The sequence below is a fragment of the Comamonas badia DSM 17552 genome (assembly GCF_000484635.1).
Taxonomy (GTDB): domain Bacteria; phylum Pseudomonadota; class Gammaproteobacteria; order Burkholderiales; family Burkholderiaceae_C; genus Comamonas_C; species Comamonas_C badia.
Map to the genome: position 1 here is coordinate 1 of NZ_AXVM01000004.1, position 23,881 is coordinate 23,881.

At 65.8% G+C, this 23,881-nt stretch carries 26 protein-coding genes; 3 read left to right on the top strand and 23 right to left on the bottom strand.

Annotated features, from left to right (window positions below):
- Nucleotides 1–154: 154 nt before the first annotated feature.
- The 18 genes from K320_RS0109190 to K320_RS19340 form a co-directional block, all read right to left on the bottom strand.
- Nucleotides 155–922: an ABC transporter ATP-binding protein gene (locus tag K320_RS0109190; RefSeq protein ID WP_024538546.1), complete on the bottom strand. Its 768-nt coding sequence runs from the start codon at nt 920–922 to the stop codon at nt 155–157.
- 9 nt (nt 923–931) lie between these two features.
- A complete protein-coding gene (locus K320_RS0109195; protein ID WP_024538547.1) occupies nt 932–2,191 on the bottom strand; it encodes an ABC transporter substrate-binding protein in 1,260 nt (419 codons plus the stop codon).
- Between the two features lie 65 nt (nt 2,192–2,256).
- Nucleotides 2,257–3,045 carry a 2-oxo-3-hexenedioate decarboxylase gene (gene dmpH, locus K320_RS0109200; RefSeq protein ID WP_024538548.1) on the bottom strand — a complete coding sequence of 263 codons (789 nt, stop codon included), beginning with the start codon at nt 3,043–3,045 and terminating at the stop codon, nt 2,257–2,259.
- A gap of 15 nt (nt 3,046–3,060) precedes the next feature.
- On the bottom strand, nt 3,061–4,095 hold the full coding sequence (gene dmpG / locus K320_RS0109205; RefSeq protein ID WP_024538549.1) for a 4-hydroxy-2-oxovalerate aldolase: 1,035 nt from the start codon (nt 4,093–4,095) through the stop codon (nt 3,061–3,063).
- A 144-nt stretch (nt 4,096–4,239) separates the two neighbouring features.
- Nucleotides 4,240–5,154 (bottom strand): acetaldehyde dehydrogenase (acetylating), encoded by a 915-nt coding sequence (locus K320_RS0109210; RefSeq protein WP_024538550.1) that lies wholly within the window; start codon nt 5,152–5,154, stop codon nt 4,240–4,242.
- A gap of 27 nt (nt 5,155–5,181) precedes the next feature.
- The gene (gene dmpE / locus K320_RS0109215) at nt 5,182–5,964 is read right to left on the bottom strand and encodes a 2-oxopent-4-enoate hydratase (protein ID WP_024538551.1); all 783 of its coding nucleotides are present in this window, start codon (nt 5,962–5,964) and stop codon (nt 5,182–5,184) included.
- 36 nt (nt 5,965–6,000) lie between these two features.
- The gene (locus K320_RS0109220) at nt 6,001–6,867 is read right to left on the bottom strand and encodes an alpha/beta fold hydrolase (protein ID WP_024538552.1); all 867 of its coding nucleotides are present in this window, start codon (nt 6,865–6,867) and stop codon (nt 6,001–6,003) included.
- A 63-nt stretch (nt 6,868–6,930) separates the two neighbouring features.
- On the bottom strand, nt 6,931–8,391 hold the full coding sequence (locus K320_RS0109225; protein ID WP_024538553.1) for a 2-hydroxymuconic semialdehyde dehydrogenase: 1,461 nt from the start codon (nt 8,389–8,391) through the stop codon (nt 6,931–6,933).
- Nucleotides 8,392–8,407: 16 nt separating this feature from the next.
- The gene (locus K320_RS0109230) at nt 8,408–8,869 is read right to left on the bottom strand and encodes a GlcG/HbpS family heme-binding protein (protein ID WP_051384884.1); all 462 of its coding nucleotides are present in this window, start codon (nt 8,867–8,869) and stop codon (nt 8,408–8,410) included.
- Between the two features lie 87 nt (nt 8,870–8,956).
- Nucleotides 8,957–9,901, bottom strand: a complete 945-nt coding sequence (locus K320_RS0109235; protein ID WP_024538555.1) for a catechol 2,3-dioxygenase — start codon at nt 9,899–9,901, stop codon at nt 8,957–8,959.
- A gap of 1 nt (nt 9,902) precedes the next feature.
- Nucleotides 9,903–10,295, bottom strand: coding sequence for a 2Fe-2S iron-sulfur cluster binding domain-containing protein (locus K320_RS0109240; RefSeq protein WP_024538556.1), 393 nt, complete (start codon nt 10,293–10,295; stop codon nt 9,903–9,905).
- Between the two features lie 27 nt (nt 10,296–10,322).
- Nucleotides 10,323–11,387 (bottom strand): NADH:ubiquinone reductase (Na(+)-transporting) subunit F, encoded by a 1,065-nt coding sequence (locus tag K320_RS0109245; protein WP_024538557.1) that lies wholly within the window; start codon nt 11,385–11,387, stop codon nt 10,323–10,325.
- A gap of 54 nt (nt 11,388–11,441) precedes the next feature.
- Nucleotides 11,442–11,798, bottom strand: a complete 357-nt coding sequence (locus tag K320_RS0109250) for a phenol hydroxylase subunit P4 (RefSeq protein WP_024538558.1) — start codon at nt 11,796–11,798, stop codon at nt 11,442–11,444.
- Nucleotides 11,795–13,354, bottom strand: coding sequence for an aromatic/alkene/methane monooxygenase hydroxylase/oxygenase subunit alpha (locus K320_RS0109255; protein ID WP_024538559.1), 1,560 nt, complete (start codon nt 13,352–13,354; stop codon nt 11,795–11,797). The genes K320_RS0109250 and K320_RS0109255 overlap by 4 nt, the downstream gene beginning before the upstream one ends.
- Nucleotides 13,355–13,397: 43 nt before the next feature.
- Nucleotides 13,398–13,682, bottom strand: coding sequence for an MmoB/DmpM family protein (locus K320_RS0109260; protein ID WP_024538560.1), 285 nt, complete (start codon nt 13,680–13,682; stop codon nt 13,398–13,400).
- A 13-nt stretch (nt 13,683–13,695) separates the two neighbouring features.
- Nucleotides 13,696–14,688, bottom strand: coding sequence for a ferritin family protein (locus K320_RS0109265; RefSeq protein WP_024538561.1), 993 nt, complete (start codon nt 14,686–14,688; stop codon nt 13,696–13,698).
- Nucleotides 14,678–14,923, bottom strand: coding sequence for a phenol hydroxylase subunit (locus K320_RS0109270; protein ID WP_024538562.1), 246 nt, complete (start codon nt 14,921–14,923; stop codon nt 14,678–14,680). Before K320_RS0109270 ends, K320_RS0109265 begins: the two co-directional genes overlap by 11 nt.
- Nucleotides 14,920–15,147 carry a hypothetical protein gene (locus K320_RS19340; protein ID WP_156913928.1) on the bottom strand — a complete coding sequence of 76 codons (228 nt, stop codon included), beginning with the start codon at nt 15,145–15,147 and terminating at the stop codon, nt 14,920–14,922. Before K320_RS19340 ends, K320_RS0109270 begins: the two co-directional genes overlap by 4 nt.
- A gap of 71 nt (nt 15,148–15,218) precedes the next feature.
- Here K320_RS19340 and K320_RS0109275 point away from each other — a divergent pair, with 71 nt between their 5' ends.
- Nucleotides 15,219–16,907 carry a sigma-54-dependent Fis family transcriptional regulator gene (locus tag K320_RS0109275; RefSeq protein WP_024538563.1) on the top strand — a complete coding sequence of 563 codons (1,689 nt, stop codon included), beginning with the start codon at nt 15,219–15,221 and terminating at the stop codon, nt 16,905–16,907.
- 7 nt (nt 16,908–16,914) lie between these two features.
- A complete protein-coding gene (locus K320_RS0109280; RefSeq protein WP_024538564.1) occupies nt 16,915–17,730 on the top strand; it encodes a GntR family transcriptional regulator in 816 nt (271 codons plus the stop codon).
- Here the strand turns inward: K320_RS0109280 and K320_RS0109285 are convergent.
- From K320_RS0109285 to K320_RS0109305, 5 genes are all read right to left on the bottom strand, one after another.
- Nucleotides 17,667–18,242 carry an NADPH-dependent FMN reductase gene (locus K320_RS0109285; protein ID WP_024538565.1) on the bottom strand — a complete coding sequence of 192 codons (576 nt, stop codon included), beginning with the start codon at nt 18,240–18,242 and terminating at the stop codon, nt 17,667–17,669. The two genes, K320_RS0109280 and K320_RS0109285, sit on opposite strands and share 64 nt — an antisense overlap.
- Nucleotides 18,243–18,274: 32 nt before the next feature.
- A complete protein-coding gene (locus K320_RS0109290; protein ID WP_024538566.1) occupies nt 18,275–19,150 on the bottom strand; it encodes a M48 family metallopeptidase in 876 nt (291 codons plus the stop codon).
- Between the two features lie 371 nt (nt 19,151–19,521).
- Nucleotides 19,522–19,854 carry a hypothetical protein gene (locus K320_RS0109295; protein WP_024538567.1) on the bottom strand — a complete coding sequence of 111 codons (333 nt, stop codon included), beginning with the start codon at nt 19,852–19,854 and terminating at the stop codon, nt 19,522–19,524.
- A 222-nt stretch (nt 19,855–20,076) separates the two neighbouring features.
- A complete protein-coding gene (locus K320_RS0109300) occupies nt 20,077–21,006 on the bottom strand; it encodes a DMT family transporter (RefSeq protein ID WP_024538568.1) in 930 nt (309 codons plus the stop codon).
- Nucleotides 21,007–21,162: 156 nt separating this feature from the next.
- Entirely contained in the window at nt 21,163–21,840 is a 678-nt protein-coding gene (locus K320_RS0109305) for an AraC family transcriptional regulator (protein ID WP_024538569.1), read from the bottom strand.
- Nucleotides 21,841–21,999: 159 nt separating this feature from the next.
- Between K320_RS0109305 and K320_RS0109310 the strand changes: the two genes are divergently transcribed.
- Entirely contained in the window at nt 22,000–23,802 is a 1,803-nt protein-coding gene (locus tag K320_RS0109310) for an alpha/beta fold hydrolase (RefSeq protein ID WP_024538570.1), read from the top strand.
- Nucleotides 23,803–23,881 lie beyond the last annotated feature (79 nt).

Below are 23,881 nucleotides of genomic sequence, written 5' to 3' on the forward strand. Positions count from 1 at the left end.
CGCCCTGGCTTGGGATGGGCTGCGAGGCGCAAAGCACAGACATGGCCGCAGCCATGGCGAGCATTTGCAACGACGCAGACCGCCCAAGCCAGGGATGCGCCGCGCGCGAGGGACTTGTTCAGCGTTGCCTTAGACGTTTGAAGGCGAAGTCGTATCACGGCACGAGCTCCTCGGCGGCGTCTATGCCCATGTAAATTTCGCGTACCGCGGGATCGTTCATCACCGCCTGCGGATCGCCTTCAGTGACCTTGCGGCCAAAATCCAGCGCCACGAGGCGATCGACCACCGCCAACAGCGCATGCACGATGTGCTCGATCCAGATGATGGTCACGCCCGAGGCACGGATCTCCCGGATGGTGGTGAGAAGCTCCTGCACCTCCTGGTCCGTAAGACCGCCCGCGATTTCATCGAGCAACAGCAGCCGCGGCTGAGTGGCCAGCGCGCGCGCCAGTTCCAGGCGCTTGCGATCGAGCAGCGGCAGCGCACCCGCGACGCGGTCCGCCTTGGGCGCAAGGCCGGTGCGTTCCAGCACCTGCGCCACATGGGGGCGTGCCGCCTGCTCGCTCAGATCCGCCCCGAACACCGCGCCCACCAGCACGTTCTCATAGACCGTGAGGCCCACGAAGGGATGGGGTACCTGGTAGCTGCGGGCGATCCCAACGCGGCAGCGCTCTTGCGGCGCCAAGGCCGTCACGTCGCGCCCATCGAACACCACCTGGCCGCTGTTGACCGGGATATCGCCCGCGATCAGGTTCATCAGCGTGGTCTTGCCCGCGCCATTGGGGCCGATCACGCCCAGCGCCTCGCCGCGCGCCACCTGCAGGCTCAGGCGGTCGACCACACGCAGCGCGCCGAAGCGGCGGCTCACGTCGCGCAGCTCAAGCAGCGGTGCGGCTGTGGTCGCGCCGGCAGCGTCCACCATGCAACCTGCTCAGACGATGGGATTGAGCTTGGCGCCCACCGGAATCATCGGGGCCTGGCTGTTCTCCACGATCAAGAGCTCGAAGCCATTGCCCTGCTTCTGCCACTGGCCGCCCACCAACGGCGTCTTGCTGACGCTGGGCACCGGCCCCTTGGTGAAGTTGACATGACCGACGATGGTGTCCAGATCGGTGGCGCGCAGCGCATCGCGCAGCGCCTTCGGCCCCTTGCCGCCGGCCTTCTTGAACGCGGCCAATGCCACCTCGAACAGCGAATGCTTGAAACCCACCGGCATGGTCCAGGGCTTGCCCGTGGCCTTGGTGTAGGCGGCTGCCAGCTCGGCCGAGCTCTCGCCCGTGAGCGAACTCTTGAACGGGTGGTGCGGCGACCACCAGACCTCCACCGTCAGGCCCTCGCTGCGCGGGCCGAAGGCCGCGATCGCCGCCGGGAATTCCGTCGCCTTGGCGCCGGTGACGATCTTGGGCTTGAAGCCCTGCTGCGCGCACTGCGCCCAGAAGTTGCCGAAATCCGGTGGTGGCAGCACCCCGCCGACGATCTCCACGCCGGCTTTCTTGAACTCGGTGATGTAGTTGGTGAAATTGTCGTTCGGGCTCTGGTAGCGGCCCGGGTCGACCAGCTTGAAATTATTGTTCTTGCACATCATGGGCAAACCCACCTTCGGGTCGCCCCAGGCGTTGCCATCGGGATCATTGGGCAACAGCGCACCGACCACGCGGTTGGTCGGCGTCTTGTCCCAGATGCTGCCGAACACGCCCATGACGTCTTCCAGGCCCCAGAAGAAGTGGTTGGTCCACTCGAAGCCCTTTTTCGGATCACCGCCACGGCCGAAGAAATGCGGCTGCCATGGCGTATCGTTGGTCACGCAAGGCATGCCGTTGAGTTCGCATTGGTCGGCCACCGGGTTGGTGGTTTCAGGCGTGCAGCCCGAGATCACCATGTCCACCTTGTTCTTGAGGATCAGCTCGTTGGCAACCTCGGCGGCGCGCGACGCGCTGGACTGCGAATCCTTGTAGATCACCTCCACGCCATAGGTCTTGCCGTCGACCTTGATGCCGCCTGCGGTGAGCTTCTTCATCACCTCGAGCGTGAACGGGTCGGGCTCGGCGAAGACCGACAGCGGCCCGGTGGCCGGCGCCACGTAGCCGATCTTGAAATTCTGGGCGGCATGCACCCATGGGGCAGGCAGCAGCGACGCGGCGGCGACGCCGCCCATGGAACCGAGGATTTTTCTGCGCGAACCGTCAACCATGCTTGTCTCCTGTCGTGTGAATTCATGTCAATGATTGTTACACCAAAAACCGTCGCCGCGCCCATTCAGACAAAGCGCAGCGAGACGCTGCCCATGCCCTGCATGCGCAGGCAGACATGGTCGCCTGCCTGCACCGCCACCGCCTCGGTGGCGCCGCCCGAGAGCACGAGCGAGCCTGCCGGCAACGTCTTGCCGCGCCGCCCCAGGTGGTTCACCAGCATGGCCACCGCCGCCGCCGGATGACCGAGTACCGCGGCACCGGCGCCGAGCGCCACCGGCACGCCGTTTTTCTCGAGCACGATGCCGGTGGTGCGCAGGTCGACGCTGCGCGCATCGACCGCATGGCCACCGACGACGAAGCGCGAGGCCGAGGTGTTGTCCGCCACCACGCTCTTCAGGTCAAACTTGAAATCGCGGTAGCGGCTGTCAATCACCTCGATACCGGGCAGCACCACGTCGCTGGCGGCGAGCACGTTGGCGATGCTGCAGCCCGGGCCCTTCAACTCATCGCGCGTGACGAAGCAGATCTCGGGTTCGACCTTGGGATGGATCAGATCGCTGACCTTCACCTCGCCGCCGTCGGCCACGGTGAACTCATCGACGAGAAAACCAAATACCGGGTCGGTCACGCCCATCTGCTTCATCTTGGCATGCGAGGTCAGACCTGCCTTGTAGCCCGCCATATGCGCGCCGCCCTTGAGCTTGGCGGCGAGGATGCGGTCCTGGATGGCGTAGGCATCGTCAAAATCCATCTCGGGATGGTCGTCGGTGATCTTGGGCGTATCGCGCGCCTCGCGCTGGCAGGCGTGCAGGTGCTTCGCGAGCTTGTCCAGAATCTTGCTGCTGAGTGCCATGAGCGTCCTTTCAGTTCAGGCGACCTTGAGGCCGCGTGCGCGCGCCAGCGTGAGCGCCGTGTCCTCAATCATGTCTTCCTGCCCGCCCACGCAGCCGCGCCGGCCCATTTCCACGAGGATTTCGCGCGCCGGCACGCCGTATTTTTTCTCTGCGCGCTTGGCAAACAGGAGGAAGGAGCCGTACACCCCCGCATAGCCCAGCGTGAGCGCGTCGCGGTCGATGCGGATGGGGAAATCCATCATCGGCACGATCAGATCTTCGGCCACGTCCTGGATCTTGAACACGTCCACACCGGTCTCCACCCCCATCAGGTCAAGCACGGAGACGAGCACCTCCATCGGCGTGTTGCCTGCGCCCGCGCCCAGGCCTGCGCTGGCCGCGTCCACACGGTTGGCGCCCATCTCGATCGCAGTGATCGAATTGGCCACGCCCATGGCGAGGTTGTGGTGCGCATGAAAGCCCAGCTCGGTCTCGGGCTTGAGGGCTTCGCGTACCGCACCGAGTTTGGCGCGCACATCCTCGGGCAGCATGTGGCCGGCGGAGTCGGTGACATAGACGCAGTTGGCGCCATAGCTTTCCATGAGTTTGGCTTGCTTGACCAAACCCTCCGGGCTGTTCATGTGGCTCATCATCAGGAAGCCCACGGTATCCATGCCGAGCTTGCGCGCCTGCGTGATGTGCTGCTCGGAGACATCGGCCTCGGTGCAGTGCGTGGCGACGCGGATGGTGTGCACACCCACGTCGTGCGCCATCTTCAGGTGCTCGACGGTGCCTATGCCCGGCAGCAGCAGCGCAGAGACCTTGGCGCGCTTCATCAGCGGGATCACCGCCTTGAGGTATTGCTCGTCGGTGTGCGCGGCAAAGCCGTAGTTGACCGAGTCGCCGCCCAGACCGTCGCCATGGGTGACCTCGATCAGCGGCATGCCGGCCGCGTCCAGCGCGGTGGCGATGCTCGTCATCTGCTCGATGCTGATCTGGTGCTGCTTGGGGTGCATGCCGTCGCGCAGCGCCATTTCATGCAGCGTGATTTTCTTGCCTTTGATGCTCATATCCAATTCCTTCCTTGTCTTCAACTCCTTCCCCCTTTGGGGGAAGGTTGGGATGGGGCGTGCCCGCTGCCTACGCTGGCGTCTACTTCATGGCTGCAAGCCCCCACCCCGGCCCTCCCCCAGAGGGGGAGGGAGAAATACGGGTCAGGCCGCGACGGGCTCCAGTTTGAGCCGCCCGGCCAGAATCTCTTCGGCAAACATCTCCGCGGTGCGCGCGGCAGCCGCCGTCATGATGTCCAGGTTGCCCGAATACTTGGGCAGGTAATCGCCCAGGCCTTCGACCTCCAGGTACATGGAGACGCGCTTGCCGTCGAACACCGGGCCGTTGACCATGCGGTAGCCAGGCACGTATTTCTGCACCTCGGCCATCATGGCGGCGACGCTCTTCTTGATGGCGGCCTGATCGGGGTCGGTTTCCGTCAGCACATGCACGGTGTCGCGCATGATGAGCGGCGGCTCGGCCGGGTTGATGATGATGATGGCCTTGCCCTTCCTGGCGCCGCCCACCTTCTCGATCGCGCCGGCGGTGGTGCGGGTGAATTCGTCGATGTTCTTGCGCGTGCCTGGGCCGGCGGATTTGCTCGACACCGTGGCGACGATTTCAGCGTAGGGCACGCTTTGCACGCGGCTGACCGCCGCGACCATGGGAATCGTCGCCTGGCCGCCGCAGGTGACCATGTTGACGTTCATTTCGCGCTTGCCGACATGTTCCCTGAGGTTGACCGGCGGCACGCAGTAGGGGCCGATGGCGGCGGGCGTGAGGTCGACCATCATGGCGCCCTGCTCGGTGACCTTGCGCGAGTTCTCGGCGTGCACGTAGGCGCTGGTGGCGTCAAACACGATCTGCACGCCATCCTGGCGCATATGCGGGATCAGGCCATCGACGCCCTGGTCGGTGGTCTTGATGCCCATCTCGCGCGCACGCTTGAGACCGTCGGACGCGGGATCGATGCCCACCATCCACACCGGCTCCAGCACCGGGCTGCGCTTCAACTTCGCCAGCAGATCGGTACCGATGTTGCCGGGCCCGATCAGGGCGCATTTCACTTTCTTGCTCATCACTTCACTCCTTTGTTCCTTGCCAGCTCAGACGAAACGCACCGAGCAGCCACCAATGCCGCCTATGGTCACGCGCAGGTTGTCGCCGGTCTTGACCGGCACCATGGCGCCCAGCGAACCCGAGAGCACCACCTCGCCCGCCTCCAGCGCGGTGCCATGTGCGCCCAGCGTGTTGGCCAGCCACGCCACCGCATTGGCCGGGTGGCCCAGCGCCGCGGCGCCCGCGCCAGTGACGACGATCTCGCCGTTCTTCTCCAGCACCATGCCGCAGGTGGTGAGATCCACGTCGCGCGGATCGACCAGACGGTCGCCGAGCACGAAGACGCCGCAACTGGCGTTGTCGGCCACCGTGTCCTGGATCTTGATCTTCCAATTCTCGATGCGCGAATCAACGATCTCGAAGCACGCCATCACCCCCTCGGTCGCGGCCAGCACATCAGCCACCGTCACACCCGGGCCCTTGAGGGTTTTCTTGAGCACGAAGGCGATCTCGCCCTCGGCCTTGGGCTGGATCAGGCGGTCCATGGGGATGGACTCGCCTTCGTTGTAGACCATGGCATCGGTAAGCCAGCCGAAATCGGGCTGGTACACGCCCAGCATGTCCATCACCGCCTTGCTGGTGACGCCGATCTTCTTGCCTATGACCTTCTCGCCGGCCGCCAGGCGCCGCGCCATCAGGTGCTGCTGGATGGCATAGGCATCGTCGATGGTGATTTCCGGATGCCGCGTGCTCAGGGGCGGCAGGACGGAGCAGGACGCGAGCGCCTCATGCAGCTCCACTCCGAGTCGCTTGCGCAGTGCCGAATTCATGGGTTTTTCCTTGTTCATTTGATTCACACAATCGGTTCAGGCCCTCAAAGGCAGGGGCTCATGGTCGCTCGCCTCTGCGCAGAAATCGCCTACCAGCCGCGCGAAACGGGCGGCATGCTCGATCTGCGTCCAGTGCCCGCAGCGGCCATAGACATGCAGCTGCGCACGCGGTATCCATTCGGCCAGCCGGTAGGCGTTGCTCAAGGGCAGCACCTGGTCCTCGCGGCCGTGGATGACCAGCGTTTCGTGCGCAAGGCCGCGGATGTCCTGCTCGTCGCTCGCCAGCGCCTGCACCCAGCGCTGGCGCGGCGCGGGAAACATCGCGGCGAACGATTCCTGAAAACCGGGCCGTATGCTGGCCTCGTAGCGCAGCTGCGCCAGCTCGTTCGTCACCAGCGAGCGGTCATAGGCGAAGATATCGAGCAGGCCGCGCATGGCCGCGACAGAAGGCTCGTAGCCCCACACCGCATCCAGCCCCGGCGTGAGCTCGAACGACACCCCTGCACTGCCCATGAGCACCAGGCGGCGCACGCGCTCGGGATGGCGGATGGCAAGCGCCAGCGCCAGCCCGCCGCCAAAAGAATTACCCACGAGATCGGCGCGCGCAATGCCCAGCGCATCCAGCAGCCCCACGGCCTGGCGCACCCACGCATCCATGGTGTAGACGAAACCCGCCGGGCGCTCGCTGTAGCCAAAGCCCACCATGTCCGGCGCGATCACGCGGGCGCGGCGCGCCAGCTCCGGCATCACGCCGCGCCAGTTCGCCCAGGCCGACACCCCGGGGCCCGAGCCGTGGATCAGCAGCATGGGCGCGCCGCTGCCGCTGTCGTGGTAATTGGTGCGGATGCCCGCAGCCTCGATACTGCGCCCCACTTCCGGATTCTGCTCAGCCGATACCGTCACATGGACTCCTCAAAAACAATAGCTTTCAGCGCTTGGTACATAAGCGCTGGGGGCATATTTTCATTACATTTTTACCATGACGTTGCGCAACTCGGTGTAAAACTCGAGCGAGTGCACGCCACCCTCGCGACCAATGCCCGATTGCTTGGAACCGCCAAACGGTGTGCGCAGGTCGCGCAGGAACCAGCTGTTGATCCACGCCAGGCCCACTTCGATGTGCTGCGCCATGCGGTTGGCGCGACCAATGTCCTGCGTGAAGATGGAGGTGGCGAGACCGTAGCGGTTGGCATTCACCTTGGAAAGCACCTCGTCATCGCTGTCAAACGGCGCGATGTGGCAGCAGGGGCCGAAAATTTCCTCGGTGATCACGCTGGCGGTCTCGGGCAGGCCGGTCCAGATCGTGGGCTGCACCCAGCAGCCGTCCTTGAGGTCTGCGGGCATGTCGGGCACGCCACCGCCGGTGACCACGGTGGCGCCCTCTTCGGCCGCCTTCTTGTAGTAGCCCAGCACCTTGGCCTGATGCTCCTTGCTGATCAGCGGACCGATCTTGGTCGCCGCGTCAAACGGGCGGCCGGGCGTCATGGTCTCGGCCTTGTGCTTGAGCGCGGCAACGAACTTGTCGAAGATCGGGCGCTCAACGTACACGCGTTCGGTGCCCAGGCAGACCTGGCCGGCGTTTTCGAAGCACGAGCGCGTGACGGTATCCACCGCGGTTTCGAAGTCGCAATCGGCAAACACCACGGCGGCATTCTTGCCACCCAGTTCCAGCGACACCGGGCGGATGCCCTCGGCCGCTGCCTGCATGATGGCGGTGCCGGTGCGCGTCTCGCCGGTGAAGGTGATGCCGTTCACGTCCGGGTGGCGCGTGAGAAATTCACCCGCCGAATCCGGACCGAAGCCGTGCACCACGTTGTACACGCCCGCGGGCATGCCGACCGCGTTCATCACCTCGCCCAGCAGCGCTGCGGTGGCCGGGGTTTCTTCCGACGGCTTGACGACCACGGTGTTGCCGCAGGCCAGCGCCGGACCCACCTTCCAGGTCATCAGCAGCAGCGGCAGGTTCCACGGGCAGACCACGGCGATCACGCCGCGCGGCGTGCGCACGCCGTAGCTGAGCGCCGTCTTGCCGTCGTGCGTGCGCATGGTGAACGACTCGGTCGAGACGCTCTTGATGGTGTCGATGAAGACCTGGAAATTGGCCGCGCCGCGCGGGATATCCACATGCGACGCGAGGTGGCTGGGCTTGCCGGTGTCAAGAATTTCAGCCTGCAGGAAATCGTCGAAGCGCTGGTTGATGCCCAGGGCCAGCGCATCCAGCAGCTTGCAGCGTTCGACCACCGACATGCGGCCCCAGTCGCCCTTGAGCGCGGCCTTGGCGGCGGCGACGGCGGCATCCACCTCGGGTTTGCCGGCCTCATGGACCCTGCCGATGACCTCGCCGTTGACCGGATTGATGTCGGGAAAGGTCTTGCCGCTGGTGTTGCTGACGTATTTGCCGTTGATGAAGTTGAGGATGTCTTTCATGCTTGCTCTCTGTGGTTCATGCCTGCAGGCCCAGGGCAATCAGGCCTGCCCGGGCAATGTCTTCGTCCTGCGTCTCGCTGCCGCCCGAAACGCCGATGCCGCCGATGCGCGCGCTGCCCTCCATGATGGGCAAGCCGCCGCCAAACGCGACGAAGCGCGGGCGCAGCACCAAGCCCTGGCGCACGGCTTCGGAGTGGCCTGCCAGCGCCTCGGTCCAGCGGCTCGTCGGCAGGCCGAAGCTGGCGGCGGTGTAGGCCTTGTCGCTGGCGATGTCGACCGAGTGCAGCGGCGCGCCCGCCATGCGGGCAAAGCCCACCGGCAGACCGGCGGCATCGACGACGGCCACGTTCACAGGCACGCCCAAACCAGCGGCGTGCGCCACCGCGGCCTGCACCGCGCGCAGCGCCGCGGGGGCGTCGATCACCGGCTGCGCTGCGCTCAGAGGCGCGCCGGCATCGGAAAGAGAAGGCTGTTGCATGCCTCGAAAATTCCTGAAAGAAAACAAAAACAATCCCCCCGGCAGGCTCGGGCCCGCCGGGGGAGCGCGGGTGCCTCCAGCAGCAGATCAGGTATAGACGTCCGTGAAGGACGGCACCAGGTCACCCGTGTGATAGAAGATCCCTCTGCCCATCTTGTCCTCGCTCCAGGTGGTCACGGGGCGGTCGGGCTGCGCCAGGTAGCCCAGTCCGGCAAAGGTTTCGTTGCGGTTGCCGCTGGGGTCGAAGAAGTAGATGGTCTCGCCGCGCGTGATGCCGTGGCGCGTGGGCGCGACGTCGATGCGCACCTTGTTCTTGGCCATGACGTCGGCGGACTTGAGCACGTCGTGCCAAGAATCAAGGAAATAGGCGATGTGGTGCAGACCGCTGCGCGGACCGCCGACGAAGGCGATGTCGTGCGGCGTGGTGGTGGTCGCCATCCAGGTCGCTGCCTGGATGTTGGCCTCGGGGCCCACCAGCACCTGCTCGGTCAGGAAGAAATTCAGGCACTCCGTCATGAAGCGCGTGTTCTCCGCGACGGTGTTGATGCCCGCCTCGGGGTTCATCTCGCACATCAGCAGACAGTGGTCAAGCCAGTGCGCACCGGCGCCGCGCACGCCATCGGGCCAGGGATCGGGGTTCAGCGAGCCGACGTCGGTGCCGACGAACTCCTTGTGCGCGTACAGCCGGAACTCGTGACCGCTGGGCAGGTTGAACTGCAGCATGCGACCGACCGAGGGCAGCGCGCCCTCGTCGAGCATGGTGGTCTTGACGCCCCAGGCCTCTATGGTTTTCTGCAGCGCGTCCAGGTCGGCATCCTTCTCGACCTTGTAGGCCACGTGGTTCAGCCCGGCCTGATCGCTGGGCGTGAGGATGAGCGAAAACTTGTCCCACTCGTCCCAGCACTTGAGGTAGACGTTGCCGGCCTTGTCGGTCATCATGTTCTTCAGGCCGAGCACCTTCTCGTAGTGATTCAAGGCGGCTGCCATGTCCATCACCTTGAGGCTTGCGTGGCCAATGCGTAATACACCCATGTCATATCTCCTGAGTTGGGTTGGTTGGGGAAACGGAATCGGCGGCGCGCGCGGGCGCCGCACTGGGGGAAGGTCGGGAAAACGGCTTGGCGAGCTTGCCGCAGATATCCAGGCTCACCGGCGCGGTGGGCGCGACACGGCAGGCCAGGGTGTAGCCCTGCGCCTCCTCGTCCACGCTGACATGCGCCCGGCTGATCGGTCCAAGCGGTTTGACGCCGCCCTCGATCACGCGCACCTTGCACACGCCACAGCCGCCGCTGACGCAGCCCACGGGAATACCCCTGCGTCCCAGGCGCAGCATGCCGCACAGCAGGCTCTCGTCCGTGGCGCAGGCATAGCGCTCGCCCGTCTGCGTGACATGGACTTCGTGGGTGGAGCGCGGGGGCATCCACATGCGGTTTCTGCCTTGGCGTTCGTAGTCTCAAACACGTTTGAACAGCGGGCTGCGGGCCTGCCCGGCGTCGGCTGCAGAGAGGAACTTCTCGGTATAGATGTCACGCTCGAACAACCGACCCTGCATCAGCGTACCGATGCAGGCCTCGATCATCACCGGCGGACCGCAGAGGTAGGCCTTGTGCCCGACAAAACCACCTTCGCAGTGTGCCTTGGCGACATCATGCACGAAACCGCGCGCACCGTCCCAGTCACTGCCCTCGGGCTCGTCGGACAGCGCGGGCACATAAGTGAAATGCGGGTGCCGTGCGGCCAGCGCGCGGAATTCCGCGTCGTAGTACAGCTCCTCGCGGGTGCGCTGCCCGTAGATCAGCGTGATCGGTTCGGTGCAGCCGCTGGCCAGCATCTGGTGGATCATCGAGCGCGGGCTCGACAGACCTGAGCCGCCGGCGAGAAACAGCATGGGCTGCCGCGCCGAGCGGCGCACGAAGAAGCGCCCGTAGGGCCCGGCCAGGCGCAGCCGAGCGCCTTCCTCAAGCTGCTCGTGCAGCCAGGCCGTGCCCTTGCCGCCGCGCACCTGGCGCACATTGAGTTCGATCTGCGTGCTGTCGCCGTTCGCGTCGGGCGCATTGGCGATCGAGAACGCCCGGCTCTCGCCCAGGCCCGGGATTTCAAGCTGCACGTACTGGCCCGCCTGGAAGTGGATGGGTTTGTCCAGTTGCAGGTGCAGCGCCTTGATCGTGGGCGTGAGCCGCTCGATGCGCAGCACCGTCGCGGCAAAGTCGCGTACCGGGATGACCTCGGCGTCGGGCTCCTCGTCAATGTCGGCCTCGATGGTCGTATCGCACTGCAGCGTGGCGCAGCAGGCCAGCGTCTTGCCCTCGTCGCGCTCGAAGTCCATCAGCGCGAACGGGTTGGCGGCACCGTGGTCCACATCGCCGTCGGCAACCTGCACCTTGCAGGTGCCGCACAGGCCGTGGCCGCAGGCGTGGGGAATGTAGATGCCCTGGCGCAGCGCTGCGTCAAGCAGGGTCTGGCCCTCTTCGACGTCGATCGTTGCGCCCAAGGGCTCGATGGTCAGTTGGTAGGTCATGGCATGGACGCGGGGCCCGGGGGTAGCCCCCGGGCTTCCCTCACCGAATGGGACTTAGCTGCACGTACCCTGGATGCCGGTCAGGCCCGGGGTGCGAAAACGGATCGCGTCCTTGTGCTGAAGGCCATTGGCCTGCAGCGACTTGGCCGGATCGGGCGTCCACGGCTGGCCGGACTTGAACCACTCGACCTGGGACCAGTCGATCTTGGCAAAGTCGGGGTGCTCGCCGTACACGCCGGGCAGCACGCCCTGGGCCAGCGCGCCGAACGGGGTATCCGGCGGCAACGGCAGGCAGACCGGTGATGCAAACATCAGGTGATCCTCCCAGCCGATGTAGAGCAGCGGTGCGGGGAAGTTCTCGCGCCGGTCGCGGGCGGGAAAGTCGTAGGGTTTGACAGCAACGACGCTCATGCCTTGTCTCCTTGAACAGCATCACCACGCCAGGCGGCAAAGTTCTTCTGGTCTTCCGAGCCTTCAAAGTCGAAGTTGTCCCGGCCCACCTTCAGGTCGTAGTAGTCCATCACGGCAGCCATCGGGTCAAAGCCCTCCACCGTCGGGTCGGTGCCCTCGGGGAAGCAGTTGCCCTGGTAAATCTGGTGCACGGGCAGCCAGGCTTGCGAATATTTCTCGGGCTCGTTGTCAAAAATTTCTTTGCAACCGTCACTGCAGAAGTGGTACTTGTCGCCGTGGTAGTCGGACTCGCGGTAACAGATCTTGGTCGGGTCACCCGGCTCGGTAAAGAACATGGGGACCTGGCAGGTGGTGCACAGCATGGGCAGCGTCTTGTTGTAGAAGCGCTTGCCCTGTTGCTGCTGCGCGTGGAAATGCTCGAAGCGCGGCCGGTAGTACTTGTCGAAGGTGTCGGGGTACTTTTCGCTCAGCCACTGCATCTCGTCTTCCTTGGGAATCCAGGTGTGGAAGGGCGCAGCAGCCGCATAGTTGTAGAAGGTATTCCAGGCCTGGTGGCTGATGTGGTCCTTGCCTTCGCAGGCCATCTTCCAGCCCTTGGGCTCGCGGATGCCATAGCGGGCCAAGTCGCGGAACAGCGCGCCGCCGTTTTCCTCGCCGTACATCTCCCACGCTTCCTTCCAGCTCATCACGCGCTTGGGCAGCATGTAGTCCTGCATCATGGCCACGATGGTCAGCAGGCGGTAGCCGCGCCAGAGCCACTTGTCGATCCACTTCTGCACGATCGGCACGTTGGCCGGGTCCTGCTCGAGCATGAACTTGATGCACTCGATGCCCAGGGTCATGTGACGCGATTCGTCGGACTGGGCCGAGAAGCCAAACGTCACGGTGCTCATGTCTCCGTTGTGGGCGGCGCCGGACATGAAGGGCACGAACAGCAGGTTGGTCAGCACGTACTCGAACGAGAAGCTCACGGCGGTGAGGAACTCGAACGGCCCTGCGGTGGAGGCGTCTTCAAAAAACGACTTGGGCACGGACAGGTACCACACACGGTCAAACATGTGGGGTGCCTGGTGCAGGCCATTGAAATACTTGTTGTAGTGCGACAGGGCGTGGGTTTCGGTCTGGCAGTGGCGCAGCTCGTCAATGGACTGCATCTGCGCGGCAACGCGGGCACCGGCACCGGTGAAGTGGCGGCCCACATGGGCAAAGCCGCTGTGCGCGAGGTACTCTATCGGGGTCACGGCCTGGAAGAAGATCTTGATCGCATTCACATAGCGCGCATCCGAAATACCCAGCTGGCCATTGTTCTGCGCAAAGGCCTCGATCACGGCATAGAGCTTCTTTTCCTTTTCGCCCTGATACTTCCAGTAGGCGTCCATCGTCAGGCGGAAGGGGTCTTCCCACTTGTCCCAATCGTGGATCTTGATGCCTTCGTACTTGTCGTACGGGAAGACCTTGTCCATCGGCTGGTAGGTGGTATCCCAGTGCAGATCGCGCGTCATCGCGCGATAGCGGTCCTTGAGGCTGAGTTTCTTCTTGACTACGGGTGCGTCCATGGTGGCGTCTCCTTCAATGGTTGGTTTGTGGTGTGCGCTGCGCTCAGTCGCGCCAGCTCAGCGAAAACTCGTCGTCGTCTTCTTCAATATGGCCCGACAGCGTCACCAGATTGATGTGGATCTGCTGCAGATCGAAACGGCGGCCGGTTTGCTCCTCGATGGTCTCGCGGCGGATCACGAGGTGCCGCGGCGCGTCGATCTTCACGAGGCCGGGCGAGCGCTGAGCGCTGGCGTTGGGGTTGTCGAGCAGGATGGCATCGACCACCGGGCGGGCTTCCTCGTTATCCTGGAAGGCAATAAAGACGCTGGATACGACGGGGGCATTCATGCTGCGCTCCTTATCAGAGGGCGAGACCGGCCTTGCGGGCACGGGCATCGAGGGTGGCACGCACGTCGGCGAGCAGCGCATCGCCCTCCGCACCCAGCGCGGCGTTGGCCACGGGCGCCAGAGCGGCCTGGGCCAGGCCGGTGTAGCGCTGGTACCAGCCGGTGATCAGCGCCAGGTTGTCGGCGTTGTCCGCCGCCGCGACCTTGACCACGGCATCGATCCAGCGCGCGCTTTCCTCGTGCCACTCAGGCACGAACGAGCACAGCATCGCCACGGCCGTGCCGCCCTGCAGCGCCACGCGGTCATCCACGAAGTGGGTGAAGATCAGCGGGTAGAGCAGGCCATTGAGCGCGAGGTTCTGCGCCACGAAGAGCTCGAACGGGTCCTTGAGTACCAGCGTGTCCTCGACGTAGCGGCGCAGCACCTGCCAGCGCGAATCCCCCAGCCAGTCGTTCTTGCCGGCCTGCAGCGCCTCGGGTTCACCCAGAGCCAGGCCCAGGCGCGTGAGGTACTGAGCGACCCCCAGGTGGTCCATCGCATGGAACATTGCCGGGGCGGTGAAGGCCGTGCCCCAGCCGCGTGCGCAGACGCTGCAGTTGTTCATATTGCCTGCCCAGGCCACATGGCGCAGCGGCATCAGGACTTCGCTGGCCCTGGTGCGCACATCGTCAGGCATCCTGGCCACGAGGCCGCGGGATTGGACGAAGTCGTAGCTGGCCTCCATCGCATCCTGCTGCTTGGCGCGCGCCATGGTCCAGTTGGCGTAGTAGTACTGGCGCGGATCGCGCAACGCGTACCAATCGGCCATCGTGATGGCCGTGCGGCCGGCGTCGAACAGCTCGTGCTCGGGCTCCCAGGTGGGCCGGTAGTGGAAGTTGGCCGAGGGCTGCACCCCCAGCGTGGCCTCTTCGTAGCGCGACGCCGGCTTGTCGCCGATGTACGCAGCCACCCGTTGGAAGGTCTGGCGCAGTGGTTTGATCTCGCGCGCCTGCAGGTCAATATTCATTCGTGGTGTCTCCTGAAACAGCGGGCAATGGGTGGGTATCGATCTGACCAGGATGCTGCTTCACCTGGTGCGTGCGGCAGAATTCTGCGAACGCCTGCTCGGGCAACATCAGCTCCACGGTCAGTTCGGGCCATCCCATCGAAAACTCGAACTCGACAAGGCCGTTGTCCCGTCTTCCCAGCACGTTGATGTATTTGCGGGTGACATCGCAGTGCGGTAACAACTCTGGGTTCATCGCGGGCTCCGGAAAATTGGCTTTGTCTCCCGTTGTAATGCAGATGCCATGCCAAGAATCGACAAAACTGCAAAACTATCGATAAAACGAGGGTAAACCCTGAATTCCCATCCGGGTCTGGACGCCTGAGAATCGATTTCTCCGCAACCCACGGCAATATCTTGATTCATGTTGCGCTGCAGCATGTTCATATCCGCATATTGATCCGCCAGGAAAGTGTTCAAATGGTGAAGTCGGGTTGAAGATCAACGAAACACTGGATAGCCCACGGTCTCTGTTTTATCGATATTTTGCCATGAATACCACGCTCCCTCCCTTGCCGTCCGACCGGGATCTGCGCCGCCTGGTGCACTTTTCCACCGGCGATGGCCGTATCTGGCTGGCCGACCAGCGCATGGTGCTGGTGCACGCGGCGGCGCTCAGCGCGCTGCGCCGCGAGCTGATGGCGACGCTGGGGCCGGTGCAGACTCGGCGCGTGCTGATGCGCGCAGGCTACGCCTCCGGCGAGCGCGACGCCCTGCTGGCGCGCCAGGTGCGGCGCGGCGCCTCGCTGTTTGAAGCATTCTCCGTAGGCCCGCAGCTGCACATGCTCGAAGGTGTGGTGCAAGTCACCCCCGAAATCTTCGAGGTGGATGAGGACAAGGGGCACTACCTCGGGCACTACCGCTGGGACCATAGCTGGGAGGTCGAGGTGCACCTGCGTGAATTCGGCCCGCAGGCCGAGCCGGTCTGCTGGATGTTGCTGGGCTATGCCTCGGGCTACACCAGCGCGTTTTTCGGCCGCCCGGCGCTGTACAAGGAGGTGCAATGCGCGGCCTGCGGCGCGCCGCATTGCCGCATTGAAGGGCGCTTCGCCGAAGAGTGGCCCGACGGCGAAGCCATGGCACGCGACTACGACGCCGACTCCATGCTGGTCAAGCTCGAAGAGCTGCAATCGCAGGTGCATAGCCTGCGCACGCAGCCACAACCGGCCGACGACCAGGGCCCGCTGGTCGGCCAGTCACCCGCCTTCGTACAGACCATCGAGCTGCTGCGCAAGGCAGCGCAAACGCAAGTGACGGTGCTGCTCACAGGCGAGACCGGCGTGGGCAAAGAGCGCTTCGCGCGGGCGCTGCATGCGATGAGCGCGCGCACCGACAAGCCCTTCGTCGCGGTCAACTGCGCGGCACTGCCGGCCGAGTTGATCGAAAGCGAGCTTTTCGGCGCAGAGAAGGGCGCCTACACCGGCGCCGCCACCACGCGCGTGGGACGCTTCGAACGCGCGCACGGTGGCACGCTGATGCTCGACGAGCTCGGCGAGCTGCCCCTGCCCGCGCAGGCCAAGCTGCTGCGCGTGCTGCAGAGCGGCGAGATCGACCGCCTGGGCAGTGCAGCGCCGCGCAAGGTGGACGTGCGCGTCGTCGCGGCGACCAACGTCGATCTGGCGCAGGCGGTGCGCGAAGGGCGCTTCCGCCAGGATCTGCTCTACCGGCTCAACGTCTACCCCATCCGCATCCCGCCTCTGCGCGAGCGGCTGGAGGACATCGAGCCACTGGCCCTGCACCTGCTCGACAAATACGTGGCGCAACATGGCAAGCGCGTGCTCGGCTTCACCGACCGCGCACTGGCCGCCATGCGCGCCTACCCCTGGCCGGGCAACGTGCGCGAACTGGAGAATCTGATCGAGCGCGGCATCATTCTTGCATCGACCGGTGCAACGGTCGACGCCGAAACCCTGTTCCCGCACCTGCCAGCGGCGGGTGGCACCACCGTGAACTCCGGTGGTGCACTGGAGCCGGCGCAATCGCCAGCGGACCAAGCCCAGGCCGGTGATTTGTACGCACAGCTGCAGCAAAGCGGCATGACGCTGGAGGGGCTGGAAAACACGCTGCTGCGCGAGGCGGTGGCGCGCGCGGGCGGCAACCTTGCCGCTGCGGCGCGCGCGCTGGGACTCACGCGCGCGCAACTCAGCTACCGCCTCTCGCGCCTGCAACAGGAGGAATGAATCCACCATGGTCAAACGCACTTTTCAACCCCTCGTCTCCCTCGTGCACGCCAGCGCCGCCCAAGGCCACGGCGACCCCGATACCGCCACGCGCACACTGATCGAGCAAACCTACGCACAGCTGCGCGACGACATCATCGAAGGCCGGCTGCTGCCGGGCAGCAAGCTGCGCATCGAGCACCTGCGCACGCAGTACGCGGTGGGCGCAGGCACGCTGCGCGAGGCGCTCACGCTGCTGGTGAGCGACGCCCTCGCCAGCGCCGAAGGCCAGCGCGGCTTTCGCGTCGCACCCATCACGCTGGAAGACCTTGCGGACCTCACGCAACTGCGTGTGCAGATCGAGACCGCGGCGCTGCGCCAGTCGATTCGCGCAGGCGGCCTCCGCTGGCGCAATGCGACGCAAAGCGCCTACGACGCCATTTCCGCCGAAGAGCCGATCGCTCCCGGACGCCGGCGGCAGTGGGAATTGCTCAACGAGCGCTTTCACGAGGCCTTGCTCTCGGGTGCCGAATCGCCCTGGACACTGCGCGTGCTGCGCCTGCTCTCGCGCCATGGCGAGCGCTATCGCTCCTTTGCGATGCAGCTGCCTGGCGCCACGCGCGACGTGCATGCCGAACACACCGAAATCTTCGAATACGCCATGGCCGGGCAGGATGCGCGCGCCTCGCTAGCGCTGGAGGCCCATATCCGCACCACGCCCGACCTGCTGATCCAGGCGCTGCGCGACGGCAAGGTGACGCTGCCGGGCGCCGCGCCCGCTCAGTCCGCCGCGCAGACGGCCATCCGCCGCGCGAAAAAACAGACTTCTTCCGCCACCACCTGACAGGCGCGCTGCGCCGCCGGGTCAGGCACGCCACTGCGCACGCCAAACGGATCGGACGCCGCGTGCACCGCCGCGCCATAGGGTGTCGGCCAGCCGCGCAGCGCATGCACGGTGGAGCGCAGCGAGGTCAGCGCCGTACCCATGGCCTGCGGCCCGTCGGCGCAGACGATGCAGCCGACGGCGCGCTCGCTCAGATAGGGGCGCGCATCGTCCCGCAGCTCTTCCACGTAGTCGAGCACGTTCTTGATCAGGCCCGATATTCCGCCATGGTAGGCGGGGGTGGCCAGAACCACGCCACTGGCGCGGCGCAGCGCGGCGAGCAAATCCAGCGCCAGGGCACCGCCATCGCCGTGCCCTGGCACATACAGCGCCTGGGGCAACTGGCCGGCGCCGAATGCCAGAGCCTCGCACCCCAGGGCGCGGACATGGGCCAGCGCCACCTGCATCGCACGCTCCGAAGTGGACCCGGGCCGCGTGGTGCCGCCTATGCCGACGATGAGCGGTACTGCCATGCCCCGTCTCCGAAAATACCCGCGCTCGCGGCTCAGCGCCGCGCCGCCTCGTACAAGCCCTGCACCCGGGGCAGGCTGCGCTCCAGCTCGCGGATGCGGTCCGGCCCCGTTGGATGGGTGGAGAGAAAGCCGATGCCGCCTCCGCCCGTCACCTCGCCCATCTTGCGCCACAGACTGACGGCGGCCCGCGGGTTGTAGCCCGCGCGCGCCGCTAGTTCCAGGCCGACCAGGTCGGCCTCGCTTTCGTCGGAACGGCTGAACTGCAGCGTGAGCAGTTGCCCACCCAGATTGGCCGCCATGCGTCCCAGATCGCCCAGCCCCAGCAGTTGAGCGCCCAGGCTGAGGCCAATGTTGGTCGCCTGGGTCTTGGCCAGGCGCTCGCGCGCATGTTCGCGCAGCGCATGCGCCATCTCGTGGCCCATGACCATGGCGGCCTCGTCGTCGGTCAGCTTCAACCGGTCAAGGATGCCGGTGTAGAAGACGATCTTGCCGCCGGGCATGCAAAAGGCGTTGACTTCCTTGCTGCCTATCAGGTTCACCTCCCAGCGCCACTGGCGTGCGCGCTCGTTCCAGGCCATGGCGAACGGGATCAGCCGCTGGGCAATCGCGCGCAGCTTCACCAGTTGCGGGTGCTCGGGCGGCGCCAGCGCGCGTTGCGCCCTGGCCTGCGCCAGCATCTCGCCATATTGCTGCGTGGCCGCCTGCTCCAACTGCCCGGCGGGCACCAGCTTGCGCATGCCCGAGGCATTACCCACGTCCACCTGCGCCAGGGCCGGCCCTGCCACTGCGCAAGCGGCGGCAATTAAGATAGCCCACGGCGCCTTCTGCACGGCAGCCAGCGGCGCGCAGCGAGGCCGATTCTCTTTGGCGATGGGCCGACGGCCTCCGCGGCCGGCAAAATGAAACATCGACATGTCCTGGGTTCAGCAGCCTGGGGCCCGGCGCGACAGCGCACCACTGCGCGAGCGGCAAGCCTGCCGACTCGGCATTGCCGACCCGGACGCCGGCCGACCGGCGCAAGGAGCGGCATTCCGGCCGACTGGCGATGAAGGATACCCCAGCCCACGCGGGCCATGAGACCGCGCCGCGCACACCACGGCGCCATCAAAAACCCATGTCGGCACCGCGAAAATACTGCGCAGGGCAGCTTGGCGCGGGCGTCACGGCGGCATTCATGCGACTTTGCATTCAAGCGTAGAACAAGGCGGGAAGCCGCAGATCAGTGCTGTAGCACGGCAAGGCGAACCAGCGCAGTGATACGTTTGAAGGCGAAGTCGTATCAGTCGTCGTGGTCGTCCCGTTCGCGGCGCCAGTGCTTGTACGCCTTTTTCTGTTCCTTCCAGTAGCGCTTGTTTTCGTGCTTCCACTCGTCTTCGTCATCGCCGCGCCAGCGCGGTGCGTAGGCGGGGGGCGGCAGCACGACGACGGGACGCGGCACATACACGGGACGCGGCACGAGATAGGTCGGCTGTGGTGGCGGCAGGTATATCGGCGCGGGCGGGGCGTAGACCCAACCCGGTACGCCTATGCCCACGCTCACGCTGACCTCGGCCTGCGCAGCAGCGGCGGCCGCCCCCATCCAGAGCGCGAGCGCCAGTTGTCGATAGTTCATGGTTTTCCTTTGCATGCCCAACACCACCGGTGCGCAACGGGCTCGAAAAGGCAACGGGCACGACGGAACAGGGGTTGACGGGTGTTTGTAATCAAGCGCGAGCAAGTGCAAGCGGATCGCTTGCCGGGAAACCAGAAACCACCACGCCAAGGGCGGGCGATGCTTGCGCACCGACGCGCTTTCGGCGCTCCAAGCCCGGCTGTGGCTTGCGCCTGGCAGCCACTACCTTGGCGGGGCAACGGGCACTACGCGGAGACTTTGAACACGCTCTGAGGTGGGCGCGCGCATTTCCGCCAGGATCACCACCAGCAGCCCCGCAATCACCCCCGCCAGACCCAGCCAGGCGAGCAGTTGCTGGCGCTCTCCCACCACCCAGACCGCCAGCATGAAGGCGGTCACCGGCTCGCCCAGCGCCAGCGTGACGCCGGTGGCGCCCGAGATGTGGCGCAGCCCGCTGGAAAACAGCAGGTAGGAGATGCCGGTGCTGACGAGTCCGAGGAAGGCCACCACCGCCCAGCTCTGCGCCCCGGCCTGCAGCGGCCCGCCGAGCACCCAGGCCATGGGCACCGACAGAAGGGAAGCACCCGCGAACACCACTAGATTGGTGCGCACCGGCCCCAGCGCCAGCACCAAGTGCTTGTTGGCCAGCGTATACACCGCATAGCACAGGCCCGCCAGCAGACACAGCGCCACGCCGCCCGCCTGCAGCCGCGGGCCGCCGCCCTGGCCCAGCGCCATGGCCGCGCCGCCCGCCACGCTCACCAGCGTGCCCAGCCACCACAGCGGCGCGGGCAGGCGGCGTGCCACCACGGTCTGCAGCAGGCCGGCCCAGATCGGCCCGCTGCCGATGGCGATCGCCGTTCCCAGCGCCACGCCACTGGCGCGCACGCCGGCAAAAAAGCTCAGGTTGTAGACGGCGATGCTGACGCCGGCCAGCAGCACCGGCGGCCAGGGCCAGGCACCCGAACGCGCCGGGGCGCCCAGGGCCAGCAGCGCGAAGAAGCCGCTGGCAATCACCAGCCGCAGCGCACCCACCCAGTAGGGCGAGAGGGTGGCGGGCGCCAGGCTTTGCGCGGTGCCTGTGGTGCCCCAGAGCATCGCGGCCATCAGCACCAGCGCGATGCCGCGCGCGGAATGTCGTGCATCGGTCATGGCGGCAATGGTGGCGCAGCCAAGGGGCGCAACTATCGAGCAACGCGCGTAGTGGGAGGTCGGGCGTGAGCGTGAGGGGTAAAGCGGTTTATCCGAGACAAATCAGGGTCTTACGTCCGTCCTGCAAGCGCCAATAGCTATCTTTTCAGAAGTATTTCAGCGCCGCAGTGTGCGTGCGCCCATGCCGCGCTCGCGCTTGAGCGCGTAGGCGAGCGCGCTGGCGCTGGCGTAGCCGCAGGCGAGCGCCGTGGCTTCCAGCGACTGTCCGCGCGCAAGCCACTGCTCGGCCCGATCCAGCCGCAAATCGCGCAGCCAGGCCTGTGGCGTGCTGCCCGTCAACTCCAGCAGGCGCGCGTGAAAGCGCTGCGGGCTCAGGTGGCACAGCGCGGCCAGGCGCGGCGTGGGCCAGTCCTCGTGCAGGGCGGTACCCACCTGCCGGGTGAGTTGCGCCAGGTCGATGCGGCGGCGCACCAGCAGGCTGGGCGCCTGCAGCACCTCGGCCACGCACTGGGCCAGCACGGGCGCCTGGGGAGGCTGCGCGCGCCAAGGCTCAGGCACCGCAAAGCGGCGCATGCGCGCCAGGCCCTGCTGCTCTGGTGCATCGATCACCAGAATGCGCGCACCGCGCTCGGCGTAGTAGCCGTGATCCGCCCCGGCGGGAATGACGATGCCGCTGGCCGTGTCGATGAAGGCGCCGCGCCCGGCAATGCTCAGCTCCATGGCGCCTTCGAGCGCATAGAGGATTTGCGCAAAACCATGCGCATGGGCGTGGTGCTCGCCGTCGTAGCGGCGCACCGAATACTGCGGCTCGACGAGCGGGTTGGCGTGGCGCATGGCGGCAATGGTAAGACCTCGCTTCACTGCACGCTGCCGGCAGCGAAAACGCCATCCAGTCCCACTAGACTACCCAAAAATCGCAGCACGACAGCGGCTTGTGCTGTCGCCGACACCTCAAACCTTGCAAACAATATGCACCCGTCCCACCGATCTGCCTTGCGCCGCATTCTTTTCTCCCTTGCCGGTGGCGCACTGTCCGTTGGCGCACTTACGGGCTGCGGCGGCAGCGAAGACCCAGACCCCCTCGCCCCCTACCGCACCCAGGCTGTGAACTGGTTCGCGTGCGAGCCGACCATCCTTGGCGCGGACACCGACATCACCAGGGGCATCTGGAAGGAACTGGGCGACAGGCTGCAGTGCAGCTACCTGCGCGCGCCCATGGACTGGGGCGCGCCAGAAAAGGGCGATGTCACGCTGAGCCTGATGCGCGTGGTCTCCGCCCAGCCGCAACTGCGCAGGGGCTCGCTGCTGGCCAACCCCGGCGGGCCTGGGGGAGACGGTCTGGGCGATGCGTTGAGCCTGTACCGCGCCTACGCAGGCAGCAATCCGGACACCGCCCTGGGCAAGATGCAGCTGCAGTTGCTGGACAGCTACGATTTCATCGGGTTTTCTCCACGCGGCATGGGCGACAGCACCCCCATCGTTTGTTCGGGCAATGCCTTCAAGCGCCCCACCGACCACACGCAAGACCTGCTGGACCCCGTCAATCTGGACAACGCCCTGTTCAACGCCAAGTACGTTGCCGATGCCTGCGCGAAGAACCCGCTCACGCCGCACATCCACACCGAGGCCACCGCGCGCGACATGGATCTGATGCGCGAGCTACTGGGCGATGAAAAGCTGAACTACATCGGTTATTCCTACGGCACCTGGCTGGGCGCGTGGTACGCCGGCATGTACCCCGAGCGGGTGGGGCGCATGGTGCTCGATAGCGTGTGGCCGCTGTCGGAGCCGATGGAAGCACGCCTGTTCGATCTGCCGCGCGCCCGCCAGGCCGCGCACACGGACATCCTGCTGCCTTACGCCGCACGCCACGACAGCTACTTCGGCCTGGGCACCAGCGCTGCCGGGATCCAGGCGCAGATCGATCGGCTCGACTGGCGCGTGCAACGCGCGCTTGACCCGCTGGGTGGCGCCATCTACTCCAGGAGCGACAGCGACAAGTACGTGGCCACCATCAAGGCCGGCACCTGGCTGGACGCCGCCCTGAAGTCGGCCGAGCAAGCCGCGCCGCAGGGGTTGCCCCCAGGGCAGCGCAACGCAGCCATCGCGCAGGCGATGGAACAAGCCATGGAGCATGCCGCCGAAAGCAAGGGTTTTGTGCCCGGCCCCACCACTGCGAATGCGCTGGTGCAAGAGCAAGTCGCCTTTCTCTGGAACGAGACAGGCCACCTCTGGCTCACCCCTGCAAGGGGCACGAGTTACAGGGCCCAGGAAGGTTTCCGGGTGGTGACGTGCAATGACGACATCTCCGACACCAGTCTCACCGCCTGGAGGGGCCGCTACGAACAAGCCATCCTGAACGCCCCCCTGTTCTCCAGCGTGCTGCTGGACAACCACTGCCTGTTCTGGAACCCACCCAAGATACACAAACCCGCCATCGAGCGCCTGCGGGAACTGCCCATCCTTCTGATCCAGGACGAATACGACTCCGCCACCCCCGCTCCCGGCGCGCTGCGCATGTTCGATCTGCTGCCCAGGGCGCAACTGATCTACGTGCCGGGCGAATACCACCACGCGCTCTATCCCTACATGGACAACTGCGTGGACCTGGCCGCCACGCGCTACCTGCTGGGCGAAACCCTGGAACAGCGGCAGATCAACTGCCCCGCACTGCCGCTGGAGCAGGACAAGCAGACGCTGCAGAAGTCCGGAGCACTCGCTACCCCCTCGGCCTATCGTGATCCCGAGCAAGCCGAGCGCCTGATCCGCCGCTACAAGCGCTCCATCCACCCCTGACCTCCCACCGCATGGCCGGGGCTCCGGATAATGGCGCACGCGCCTTGCGCGCAGCGTCTTCCCAAACCCCGCGCATCCC